Source organism: Flavobacterium sp. TSSA_36, from assembly GCF_051547165.1.
In the GTDB taxonomy this organism is placed as follows: Bacteria; Bacteroidota; Bacteroidia; order Flavobacteriales; family Flavobacteriaceae; genus Flavobacterium.
This window is the reverse complement of record NZ_JBPTTP010000003.1, coordinates 459,110-471,110: the sequence shown is the minus strand read 5'-3', so window position 1 is coordinate 471,110 and position 12,001 is coordinate 459,110. Positions and strand designations below refer to the sequence as shown.

The following is a 12,001-nucleotide window of genomic DNA, read 5'->3' as shown; positions in this document are numbered from 1 at the left end:
TATAGAAAAATAGGGTTTGTAAATGAAAATACTTTTGATTGGCGAATACAGCAGGTTACACAATTCTTTAAAAGAAGGCTTGGTGGCATTGGGTCATGAAGTCGAACTTGCAGCCTCGGGTGATGCTTTCAAGAACTTCCCTTCCGATTATTCGTTTCGAGCCCAAATTACCAATAGCAATTGGTTTTTTAAGAAAGCAAGAAATCTTATTTACAGTTTAACTCGATTTGAAATTGAACAGATAGAACACGCGATTCGTTTTTATCTTTTACTTCCAAAACTTGATAAATTTGACCATGTGCAACTCATCAACTCAGATGCATTAGCCACTTTTCCTTGGGTTTCGAGATGGCTATATCGCAAGTTGTTTCAAAATGTAAAAAGTCGAAGTTTACTCATTTGCGGTGACGAAACTCCAATCATCGATTATTTGCTAAAAAAAGAATTGCCCTACTCTATTTTGACACCATTTTTTGAAGATGCTACACTCAAAAATCATTTCTATTACCCTTTAAAATACACGAAACCATCTTACAGAAAAACCTTCGAATGGTTAGCACAAAATTGTCAATCGATGACGACTTCCGATATGGATTATAAAATTCCGATGGAACGCATGGGATTCGATGCGCCCATGATTCCTAATCCAGTCAATTGTGAAAAGATTTCTTTTGAAGCCATAAGCAATCTTGAACCCGTTGTGATTTTCTTAGGTATTAATCGAGGTAGTTACATTAAAAAAGGGATTCGCTATTTTGAAGAAGCATTGACTGAAATTGAGAAAAAATACGGTAACAAAGTTCGTATCTCTATTTGCGAAAACCAACCGTACGAAACGTATATTAAGTTGTACCAACAAGCTAATATTGTACTCGACCAGATTTTCGCTATGGACCAAGGCTATAACGCTTTAGAAGCTATGGCAAAAGGAAAAGTAGTTTTTACAGGTGCTAGCGAGGCGTTTACGAATTATTATGGATTAAATGAAAATGTAGCTATTCACGCCTTACCAGACAAAGATTACCTAGTTCAACAATTATCCTATCTGATTGAAAACCCAAGCAAAATAAAGGAAATAGGAAAACGAGCAAGAGCATTCATAGAAAAAGAACATCATTATGTAAAAATCGCCCAAAAATACCTAGCCTCTTGGAAGCTTTAAATCTTAGGTAAAAACAGCTTTCTAAACACTAGTAAAACTAAGATAAAACCTAAAGCACTCGCACAGCAATACGCTTGAATCGCTCCTTCATATCCCCCAGTTTTTATCCAACACACTGATAGTAGTAAATAGCTTAGATTAAAAGTTATTTCAAGAAAAAAATAAACTTTGAGTCGGGCTTTGACCAAAATTTGATACCCAAAAGCTAAAGTTAGTATTTTAAAAAAATCGCCTAAAAATTGCCAAATCAATACCGATTGTAATTTCAAAAATTCAGGGGTAAATACCCACTTCAAAATCCATTCTTTGGCAAAAAACAAAACCAAAAGCATTACCAAAAACAAAGGAACAAAAGACGAAAAGTACACTTTTACTTCTTGCTTAAAAGCATCATCTGTTGATAATGACGCTAATTTTGGCATATAATACAATGACAATCCAGAGGTAAAAAAAAGCATATAAAAACTAGATAGTTTGGTGGTAGCTTCCCAATATCCAGCTTCGGTCAAAGAGTAGTTTGTTGTAATCGCATTCCGTATCAAAAGTAAGGTAAGCGGTGCAATAATAGCTGTAAGCAACGCCATTGCCGAAAACTTTTGAATTGCCGTTACGTATTCTTTTTTTATTAAAAACCGAAAATTAAATTGAAAAAAGCGTTTGTCTTTTACGACAAAAACAAAAGTAGCAAGCACCATAAGTAGTTCACTTAAAGCAATCGCCCAAATCGCCCCATCAATGGAATGAAAATAAATTAAACTTATTGTTACTATAAAAACCATAACAGAAGAGACCAATTGTATTAAAACAATAGTTTTGAACTGTTCCAAACCATTATAAATGGCTAACCAAAATGTAGTAAGCAATACCAACGGCAAAGACAAACCTACTACGCGAATGGGAGTAGTCCATTGGTTGGAATGAAACAAAAGCAGCGCAATACCCTCCGCAAAACAAAAAACCCCAATGGCTAATAAAGAAGAAATAATAAAAAAAACGGATAGAAAAGTAACATACAATTCCGAAAGTGCAGTCTTATTTTCTTTGTTTTCAGCCACTAATTTTACCAGTGATGTACTAATACCAAGCGTTGCAACGGATTTTAACATCGCAACTAAGTTTCTAAAATTACCTAGTACAGCCATTCCGGAAGGCCCTAAGAAAACAGCGACCACTTTGTTCGAGATAAATCCCAATACAAAAGTAGTTCCTACCGAAAGTGAATTCACACTCAGCACCTTGAATAGATTATTTTCTTTAAAAAACTTCAAATACTTATTGTTAAAATGGGTAAAATCAGAAATTAGTATTCATTTAAGGCTTTAATAATAGCACTAACTTCTTCGTCCTCAAGAGCTGGATGTAGTGGAATACTCAAAATTTCCTCATGCATTTTCTCAGTGATAGGAAACGAAAGCGCATTCATATTTTCTAAAGCCTTTTGCTTGTGCGGTGGAATGGGATAATGAATAGCTGTTTCAATGCCGTGTTGTTGTAAATAGACTTTTAATTCAGCCCTTCTTGAAGTTCGAATCACAAACAAATGGAAAACATGATTTTTTGAAAAATCCCAAAATGGCAAGATGATTTTATCGTTTTTAATTTCGGTCAAATAGCGTTTGGCAATACTTCTTCGCTTTTCGTTATCTACATCTAAATTAGCCAATTTCAGGTTCAAAAAAGCGGCTTGAATTTCGTCCAATCTAGAATTAATACCGATAAACTCATTCTGATATTTAGACTCGGAGCCATAATTACGTAGGGATTGTATCACTTTTGCCAATTGAGCATTATTGGTGACAACCGCACCACCATCACCTAAAGCGCCTAAATTCTTACTCGGATAAAAACTGTAGGCACGAGCCCATAGTTCGGTTTTGGAATTTGGAATTTCAAAATTGGAATTTCTTTCTATACCGTGAGCCTGAGCCGCATCTTCTACAACAATCAAATTATGTTCAGTGGCAATAGCATTAACTTGCTCCATTTCTGCTAACTGACCATACAAATGAACCGCCAAAATAGCTTTGGTTTTTGAGGTTATTTTTGTTGGAATCAAATCAGGATTAATGTTGTAGGTTTCTAATCTTGGTTCTACTAAAACAGGAACCAAATCAGCAGTGAGAATAGCTAAAATGCTTGCAATATAAGTATTGGCTGGTACAATAACTTCATCCCCTTTTTGCAATTTTCCTAATGCAATATAGCCTTTAAATATTAAAATCAAAGCATCCAAACCATTGCCTACTCCTACACAGTGTTGGGCTTTACAATAGTTGGCAAAATTATTTTCGAACGTTACGACTTCATTGCCTAGAATATACCAGCCACTCTCTAAAACCGATTTCAATGTATCTTGAAATGCCTTTTCATACCGTTCGTTTATTTTTTTTAAGTCTAGAAATCGTATCATTACAAACTGATTTTATAAAAATCTTGACTCCATACGGTGCAACCCAATTCTTCTTTTTGCTGTAATAGACCACTATGAAAGCCCATTTCTCCTGAGTCATTCACAATTCCCATGTCAAAAAAATGTTTCCCTTTTTTTTGAAAAACACCTATCAATTCGATGAAAAGAAAATCTAAAGCGCGGTATTTTTCCCCAGTTTTTGAGGTAGCTCCATATTGTGATTTTACGCCATTTTCAAATTCGAAAAGGGTAATTCCAGCAACAATTTTATCTTCCAAATAAGCGGAAAATTGTCTGATTTTATCTGGAAATTTCTCATGAAGCATTTGAATCTCTGCTAAACTGTGCACAGGATTCGCTTCATATTTCTCTAACAATCTTGGTTCTAAAATTTTTTCCCAAAAGGGCTGAAAGTTTGTTTCTTCAACTATCCGTAACCCCAATAATTCAGTTCTTCTGTAATGCTTTAATTTACTTTTAGAAATTGAAAAAATTTGGTTTAAATTGACCACCAAATTCATTTCTTTTCGATACAAAATACCTCCTTTTTTAATCAAAAAAAAATCAATGGCGGCATTGCCTTTTTTGAGATAAAAAGAAGGAATTGGATGAAGATAAAAATAAGTCACTCGCATGCTTTTAAGATATGCTAGCAATACATCAAGAATGTTTGCTACATTCTCTATTTTCAGTTTAGAAGCATACACTAAGCCTCCGTAGGTCAATCCTTGATGCGAGTACACACTATTTTCTTTTCTATTGGCTGGTAAAATAGCTATCAATTTTGTTTTTTCAAATACTAGTAATGAAAAATCATCAAATCGCTCTTCGTGATACTCCATAAAGTGTCGATAAAACAAAAAAGTAGCATTAGGAGCACTAGTCACAAAGGAATTCCAAAGATCATAATCACTTTTTTGATACTTTTTGATGATAAATTTTTTCACTATAGCAATCTACAATTAGGGATGAGTATTTAAGTCTAGGGTAGGCAATGACCATTTAAACTTTACAGCGAGTAAACGAACAAGAATAATAACCAAAGAAGTGATAAGGTACACTAATTCATCTGCAAATTCCCATTTTTTGAGTAAAAAGAAAACAAATCCTCCCAAAATGCATATTGTTGCATAAATTTCTTTTCTGAAAATAATCGGAATTTCAACACATAACACATCCCGGATTACTCCTCCAAAACAAGCAGTCATGGTACCTAACGATACGCATATAAAAGGATGAACACCATAATCGAGTCCTTTTTGGATGCCAATTAAAGTAAAAACACCCAAACCTATCGTGTCAGAAAGCAACATCGATAGCTTAAATTGATGAATTTTTCCTCTAAAAACCACCACCAAAATAAAACCTAAAGTAATAATGTATAGGTAATTTAAATCCTGCATCCAACCCACCGGTGTCCTGCCTATCAAAACATCGCGTAAGGTGCCTCCTCCGACGGCCGTAACAAAAGCAATTATTAAAACGCCAAAAGGGTCCATTTTTTTGTGAAGTGCTGTTAATGCTCCTGATATGGCAAAAGCCAAGGTTCCAATTAAGTCTAGTGCGTCAAAAAATGTCATGTGTGATCTTTATTAGTGGCTATAAATGACAAAAAACGTATCAAAAGTAAAGAAATATACTTATAAAACGATGCAGAATTCAAATGGAAATGTTTTGAATAATTTTCTTAACTACTAATTTTACTCAAAACGCCCACAATATGTATCTTTGTCTTAAAAAAAGCTTGAAACAAATTACTTCCATACAGAATCCGTATATCAAATCCTTGGCTTTATTACAGGAAAAAGCCAAAGCTCGCAAACAAACCGGCACTTTCTTGATTGAAGGACAACGAGAAATAAGCATTGCTATAAAAGGAGGCTACGAAATTGAAACCTTATTATTTGTTCCCGAAATTTGTTCAGAAAGCCAAACCAAACAATTGGCTCCAAATGCTGAACTAATAGAAATTACTTCGGCCGTTTATGAAAAACTAGCTTACAGAGATTCTACTGAAGGTGTCTTGGCTGTAGCCAAAACCAAATCGACTTTATTATCGGATTTGAAGCTCTCCGAAAATCCTTTGATTCTGGTGGCAGAAGCTCCTGAAAAACCTGGCAATATTGGGGCATTGCTGCGAACCGCAGACGCTGCAAATTTGGATGCCGTAATCATTGCCAACCCAAAAAGTGATTTGTATAACCCAAACATCGTTCGTTCGAGTGTCGGTTGCTTGTTTACCAACCAAATCGCCACGGGCAGTACTGCGGAAATTATTGCCTTTTTGAACGAAAGAAACATCCATTTTTATTGCGCTACTTTACAAAACTCCAATAGCTATCATCTTGAAAATTATACCACTCCAACAGCTTTGGTAGTGGGAACAGAAGCTACAGGATTGACTCAAGAATGGCGCGATGCGGCCACACAAAATATTATCATCCCGATGCAAGGCGAAATTGATTCGATGAACGTTTCGGTTGCCGCAGCTATTTTGATTTTCGAAGCCAAAAGACAAAGAGGGTTTTAAATATTAGATTTTATATATTGAATTAAAATACCACAAATAACCAAAAATGAAAAAAAAGTATTTCTCCCTATTACTGCTATTAGCTAGTAGTTTCGCAGCTTTTGCTCAAATTACCCCAGAGCAAATCGATCAAGTAACCGAGAAAGCCATTCAAACCTTTAATGTACCTGGGATTGCCGTGGCAGTAGTGAAAGATGGCAAAATAATCCACTCCAAAGGATATGGCGTAAAATCTATTTTGACCAAAGAAAAAGTAGATGGCAACACCTTATTTGGGATTGCTTCCAACAGTAAAGCCTTTACCACAGCCTCATTAGCCATGCTGGTTGAGGAAGGAAAGCTACAATGGGACGATAAAGTAATTCAGTATTTGCCCAATTTCAAAATGTACAATGACTATGTTACCAACGAATTTACCATTCGAGATTTAGTAACGCATCGAAGTGGATTAGGACTTGGTGCGGGCGATTTAATGATTTGGCCTGACGGAAGCGATTTCACTTCAAAAGATATCATCGAAAATTTGCAGTACTTAAAACCGGTTTCTGGATTTAGAACGAAATTTGATTATGACAATCTCTTGTACATCGTCGCCGGTGAGATTGTTCACAAAGTAAGTCAATTGAGTTGGGCTGATTTTGTAGAGCAACGCATGATGAAACCTCTAGAAATGAACAATAGTGTAGCCTCCTACAAAAGGTTAAAAGATACTACAAACGTCATTGCTCCACACGTTCCTGTAAACGGTCAATTAAAAGTAATCAAGCCTTATACCAATCAACTTTTTGATGGAGCGGCAGGTATTTATTCTAGCGTAAATGACTTGAGTAAATGGGTGCTTTTGCAACTCAACAAAGGAAAATACGGACCAGAAAATAAAACTTTATTCTCTGAAGCGCAGCAAAATGAAATGTGGCAATTGCAAACCATCATTCCAGCAGCCACTCGCCCACCTTACAACACTCACTTCAATGGTTACGGATTGGGCTGGTTTTTGAATGATGTTAAAGGATTCAAACAAGTTTCGCATACCGGAGGTTTAGAAGGCAATGTCACTCAAGTAACACTACTTCCAGAGCTACAATTAGGGATAATTGTTCTGACCAATCAACAAGAAGGGGCAGCTTTTACAGCGATAACCAATACGATTAAGGATAGCTATTTAGGTATTCCTGCTCAAGATTATGTAACGCTGTATCATAATCGCATCAAAGCCAATGTTGCTACTGCCGACAAAGTGACCGAAGAAGTTTGGACTACTGTAGCCAAAAATAAAAAAGACAAAGTAAAAACCGATTGGAAATCTATTGTTGGAACTTACAAAGACAATTGGTTTGGTACCATTGAACTTTCAGAAAAGAAAGGAAAAATTTATTTTCAATCGAAACGCTCTCCACAATTAGCTGGCGAAGTTTTCTTTTATAAATCTGGCAATCTGGTAGTAAAATGGAACAATGCCTTTTTCAATGCTGATGCCCATTTATTTCTAGAAAATGATGCTTCAGGAAAAACGATTGGCATCAAAATGAAACCAATTTCAGACTTAACCGATTTTAGTTATGATTTCCAAGACTTAGACTTCAAAAGAGTCAATTAGTCCCCATCAAATATTTTATTTTTGTCCGATAAAAATGATTGTACTTTTTTTATCGGACAAGTTACTTTTAAAAGCTTTTAAATAAACTTTATTAGTCAATTTCGCCTTGCAAAAATGGGATTTATTGCTTAGTTTTAGAAATTGAACCATGCCGTTATGACAGAATTAGAAATAGAGAAAGAAAACAAAGCGATTGCGCAAGAATACAAAGAATTGTTGCGCATTAGTTACCAAACTTTAACACCTACCGACAAAAAGCTAATTCGAAAAGCTTTTGATGTAGCTGTGGATGCTCACAAAGACCAACGACGAAAATCAGGGGAAGCTTATATTTTTCACCCTATAGCTGTGGCCAAAATTGTGGCTTCAGAAATTGGTTTGGGTGCCACATCTATAGCTGCAGCATTACTTCATGATGTGGTGGAAGACACCCCAGTGACCGTTGAAGATATTGAAAAACTTTTTAATCCAAAAGTAGCACAATTGGTCGAGGGACTTACCAAAATATCTTTAGTTCAAAAAGATTTAAATGCTTCGCTGCAAGCGGAGAATTTCAGAAAAATGATCCTGACCTTGAACGATGATGTTCGCGTAATTCTAATCAAACTTGCTGATCGATTGCACAACATGCAAACCATGGATTCGATGCGTGAGGACAAGCAAACCAAAATAGCCTCTGAAACTTTATACATTTATGCACCTTTGGCTCACCGATTGGGCTTATACAATATCAAAATAAAACTAGAAGATTTAGGATTAAAATACACAGAACCTGAAATTTACAACGAAATTGTAAGCAAAATCAAAGAAACCAAAGAAGAACAAGATGCTTATATCAAAGATATCTCAGATGTACTGAAAAACTCTTTAGATCAAGAAGGGATTGAATATATTATCAAAGGAAGACCTAAATCTATTTATTCGATTCGAAGAAAAATGAAGGCTCAAAACGTAAGTTTTGATGAAGTCTATGATAAATTTGCCTTGCGAATCGTTTATAAGGCAGAGCCAAATGAAGAAAAATTCTTTGCTTGGAAAATTTATTCTATCGTTACGGATTTTTACAGACCGAGTCCAAGTCGTTTACGCGATTGGATTTCTTCTCCAAAATCTACCGGTTATGAAGCGCTACACATCACGGTTATGGGGCCAAAAGGACGATGGGTAGAAGTACAAGTTAGAAGCGAACGCATGGATGAAATAGCCGAAAAAGGCTATGCCGCACATTACAAATACAAAAACGGCGCCACTGAAGAAAGCGGTTTAGATGTTTGGCTCAATCTTCTTAGAGAAGCCCTAGAAAATTCAGAAACCAATGCTGTTGATTTTGTAGAAGACTTCAAAATGAATTTGTATTCTAAAGAAATTTTTGTCTTCACCCCCAAAGGAGAAATTAAATCCCTGCCTAAAGGCGCAACTTCCTTGGATTTTGCCTTCAGTATTCATTCGGAATTAGGTATCAAAACGAGAGGAACACGCGTAAACGGAAAGCTCGTTCCCTTAAACCATGAACTCAAAAGTGGTGACCAAGTTGATGTAATCACTTCACAATATCAAAAACCAACCGCTAACTGGCTCGACTATGTTACCACTTCAAGAGCTAAAACTAAAATTAAGAATGTTCTTAACGAAAACACTAAGAAAATTGGGGAAGAGGGGAAAGAAATCCTCACTCGAAAACTCAAACATTTAAAAATTAATTTAAATGAATCGGTGACCAACGAACTGGTTAATTTTTTCAAACTCAAAACTAGCTTAGACTTGTATTATAGAGTGGGTATTGGCGCTATCGAGAATCAACAACTAAAGGATTTTGCTGCACAAAAAAGCAATACCATCATTAATTTCTTTAAAAATAAAATAAAAAGAAATCAAAAAAATACTGCCGATAATGACATACACAAACCAGAAATTAACAACAACTACGATTTACTCGTATTTGGTACAGAACACGATAAGCTAGACTACAAACTAGCCCCTTGTTGTACACCGATTCCTGGAGATGATGTATTTGGTTTTGTGACGATTAACGAAGGGATCAAAGTGCATAAAAAAGATTGTCCCAACGCAATTGGCATGCAATCTAATTATGCTTATCGTATTATGATTGCTAAATGGATTGATTCGTCTCAAGAAGAATTTAAAGCCCTGTTGAATATTACAGGAATGGATGTTTTAGGTTTGACCAATCAATTGACCAAAGTGATTTCAAATAATATGCATGTAAATATTCAAAGTATTTCTTTGAGTACAAATGCCGGATTGTTTCAAGGACAAATTGCAGTAATCGTTCAAAACAATACCATTTTAAAGAAAATGATCAATAATATTAAAAAAATTGATGGAATTGAAAATGTAACTCGGGTTTACAATACATAAAATCCTTTGGAGCACTAATTAATTCACAACTTTAAAACTAGGCTCTTTAATCTTTAAACAAAATAATTTATCTTTGCCAGATATGACACTCATTTCTACAGAAAACAATAAAAATCAAGAAATTGTAAAAAACGTTTTTACACTCTATCTTGAAAATAAAGGACATCGAAAAACGCCTGAACGCTACGCGATCCTTCAAGAAATTTACGATAGTGAAGAACATTTTGACATAGAGAATTTGTACATCAAAATGAAAAACAAAAACTACCGTGTGAGTAGAGCTACCTTATACAATACGATTGAATTGCTTTTGGATTGTGCCTTGGTACGTAAACATCAGTTTGGACAAAATCAAGCGCATTACGAAAAATCGTATTTTGACAAACAACACGATCACATCATCATGACCGATACGGGTGAAGTAATCGAGTTTTGTGACCCAAGAATACAAACTATCAAAAAAACCATCGAAGAAATTTTTGATATTGAAATCACCAATCATTCGCTATATTTATATGGCAACAAAAAGAAAACAGAATAATTTTTAAAACATAAAAAATTGGACAACTTAACCGTTGTCCAATTACATTTAATTAACAACAAATAATACAGATAATGACCGTAGATTTATTATTAGGATTACAATGGGGAGATGAAGGAAAAGGAAAAATTGTTGACGTTCTTACTTCAAATTATGATATTATTGCACGTTTTCAAGGAGGACCAAATGCGGGGCACACACTTGAATTCGATGGAATCAAACATGTTTTAAGAACGATACCTTCTGGAATTTTTCATAAAAACTCGGTTAATATTATAGGTAATGGTGTAGTGATTGATCCTGTGGTTTTTCAAAAAGAAATTGAAGGTTTACAAAAATTTAATCTAGACATCAAAAGTAAATTAATTATTTCTAGAAAAGCTCATTTAATTTTACCAACACACCGTCTACTAGATGCTGCATCTGAAGCATCAAAAGGAAAGGCAAAAATCGGTTCTACCTTAAAAGGAATTGGTCCAACATATATGGACAAAACCGGTAGAAACGGACTTCGAGTAGGGGATATTGAATTAGAAGATTTCGCAGATCGTTATAGAGCTTTAGCTGACAAACATGAGGAAATGATCAAATTCTATGATGTAGCCATTCAATATAATTTGGCTGAAATGGAAGCAGAATTTTTTGAAGCTATCGAAGAATTAAAAAAATTAGATTTTATTGATAGTGAAGAATATTTACATCAAGCTCAAAAAGCTGGAAAATCTATTTTGTGTGAAGGCGCACAAGGTTCATTGTTGGATGTTGATTTTGGGACTTATCCATTTGTAACTTCATCTAATACTACAGCAGCTGGCGCTTGTACAGGTTTAGGTATTGCTCCGAATAAAATCAAAGAAGTATACGGAATTTTCAAAGCGTATGTAACACGTGTAGGAAGTGGACCATTCCCTACTGAATTGTTTGACGAAGTTGGTGCAACAATGGCTAAAATAGGTAATGAATTTGGATCCGTAACTGGAAGACAAAGACGTTGTGGCTGGTTGGATTTAGTAGCATTAAAATATGCCGTTCAAGTAAACGGTGTTACCCAATTGATGATGATGAAGGGTGATGTACTTTCTGGTTTTGAAACTTTAAAAGTATGTACTGCATATCAATACAAAGGACAAGAAATTGCCCATTTCCCATACAATATTGAGCCTGAAAATGTAACTCCTGTTTACCAAGAATTCAAAGGATGGGCACAAGATTTGACTGGAATGACTACTTATGAGGAATTACCAAAAGAATTGAAAGAATACATTGAATTTATAGAAAAAGAAGTAGAAGTACCTATCAAAATAGTTTCTGTTGGGCCAGACAGAAAGCAAACGATTTTAAAATAAAAACGAACGCTCTGAGATTTCAGAGCGTTTTTTATT

Annotated in this window: 10 protein-coding genes; 6 read left to right on the top strand and 4 right to left on the bottom strand. The window is 35.0% G+C overall.

The annotated features are described in order from the left end of the window. The first annotated feature begins 22 nt into the window (after positions 1-22). Entirely contained in the window at positions 23-1,162 is a 1,140-nt protein-coding gene (locus ACSVH7_RS08610) for a glycosyltransferase family protein (RefSeq protein WP_438066304.1), read from the top strand. On the opposite strand, the gene ACSVH7_RS08605 is transcribed toward ACSVH7_RS08610, so the two are convergent. Genes ACSVH7_RS08605 through ACSVH7_RS08590 form a run of 4 tightly spaced genes read right to left on the bottom strand, consistent with a single transcriptional unit; the run spans position 1,159 to position 5,152 of the window. Further along, positions 1,159-2,430 carry an O-antigen translocase gene (locus ACSVH7_RS08605; protein ID WP_438066303.1) on the bottom strand — a complete coding sequence of 424 codons (1,272 nt, stop codon included), beginning with the start codon at positions 2,428-2,430 and terminating at the stop codon, positions 1,159-1,161. The genes ACSVH7_RS08610 and ACSVH7_RS08605 overlap by 4 nt on opposite strands. A gap of 32 nt (positions 2,431-2,462) precedes the next feature. Beyond that, the gene (locus tag ACSVH7_RS08600; RefSeq protein WP_438066302.1) at positions 2,463-3,572 is read right to left on the bottom strand and encodes a DegT/DnrJ/EryC1/StrS family aminotransferase; all 1,110 of its coding nucleotides are present in this window, start codon (positions 3,570-3,572) and stop codon (positions 2,463-2,465) included. Beyond that, entirely contained in the window at positions 3,572-4,519 is a 948-nt protein-coding gene (locus ACSVH7_RS08595; protein ID WP_438066301.1) for a FemAB family protein, read from the bottom strand. Before ACSVH7_RS08595 ends, ACSVH7_RS08600 begins: the two co-directional genes overlap by 1 nt. A gap of 15 nt (positions 4,520-4,534) precedes the next feature. Then, on the bottom strand, positions 4,535-5,152 hold the full coding sequence (locus ACSVH7_RS08590) for a trimeric intracellular cation channel family protein (RefSeq protein ID WP_438066300.1): 618 nt from the start codon (positions 5,150-5,152) through the stop codon (positions 4,535-4,537). Between the two features lie 164 nt (positions 5,153-5,316). Here ACSVH7_RS08590 and ACSVH7_RS08585 point away from each other — a divergent pair, with 164 nt between their 5' ends. The 5 genes from ACSVH7_RS08585 to ACSVH7_RS08565 all read left to right on the top strand — a co-directional run bounded on the left by ACSVH7_RS08585 (position 5,317) and on the right by ACSVH7_RS08565 (position 11,965). Continuing rightward, positions 5,317-6,102, top strand: a complete 786-nt coding sequence (locus ACSVH7_RS08585; protein WP_438066299.1) for a TrmH family RNA methyltransferase — start codon at positions 5,317-5,319, stop codon at positions 6,100-6,102. Positions 6,103-6,148: 46 nt separating this feature from the next. Continuing rightward, on the top strand, positions 6,149-7,699 hold the full coding sequence (locus tag ACSVH7_RS08580; protein WP_438066298.1) for a serine hydrolase: 1,551 nt from the start codon (positions 6,149-6,151) through the stop codon (positions 7,697-7,699). A gap of 156 nt (positions 7,700-7,855) precedes the next feature. Then, positions 7,856-10,078 (top strand): RelA/SpoT family protein, encoded by a 2,223-nt coding sequence (locus ACSVH7_RS08575; RefSeq protein WP_438066297.1) that lies wholly within the window; start codon positions 7,856-7,858, stop codon positions 10,076-10,078. 82 nt (positions 10,079-10,160) lie between these two features. Next, on the top strand, positions 10,161-10,619 hold the full coding sequence (locus tag ACSVH7_RS08570) for a transcriptional repressor (protein WP_315156212.1): 459 nt from the start codon (positions 10,161-10,163) through the stop codon (positions 10,617-10,619). Between the two features lie 74 nt (positions 10,620-10,693). Continuing rightward, the gene (locus tag ACSVH7_RS08565; RefSeq protein WP_438066296.1) at positions 10,694-11,965 is read left to right on the top strand and encodes an adenylosuccinate synthase; all 1,272 of its coding nucleotides are present in this window, start codon (positions 10,694-10,696) and stop codon (positions 11,963-11,965) included. Positions 11,966-12,001: the final 36 nt, after the last annotated feature.

Bases quoted from the DNA above. Each gene is read 5' to 3' on its own strand.
- ACSVH7_RS08610 (WP_438066304.1), top strand. From the start codon at position 23: ATGAAAATACTTTTGATTGGCGAATACAGCAGGTTACACAATTCTTTA.
- ACSVH7_RS08600 (WP_438066302.1), bottom strand. From the start codon at position 3,572: ATGATACGATTTCTAGACTTAAAAAAAATAAACGAACGGTATGAAAAG.
- ACSVH7_RS08590 (WP_438066300.1), bottom strand. From the start codon at position 5,152: ATGACATTTTTTGACGCACTAGACTTAATTGGAACCTTGGCTTTTGCC.
- ACSVH7_RS08580 (WP_438066298.1), top strand. From the start codon at position 6,149: ATGAAAAAAAAGTATTTCTCCCTATTACTGCTATTAGCTAGTAGTTTC.
- ACSVH7_RS08575 (WP_438066297.1), top strand. From the start codon at position 7,856: ATGACAGAATTAGAAATAGAGAAAGAAAACAAAGCGATTGCGCAAGAA.
- ACSVH7_RS08570 (WP_315156212.1), top strand. From the start codon at position 10,161: ATGACACTCATTTCTACAGAAAACAATAAAAATCAAGAAATTGTAAAA.
- ACSVH7_RS08565 (WP_438066296.1), top strand. From the start codon at position 10,694: ATGACCGTAGATTTATTATTAGGATTACAATGGGGAGATGAAGGAAAA.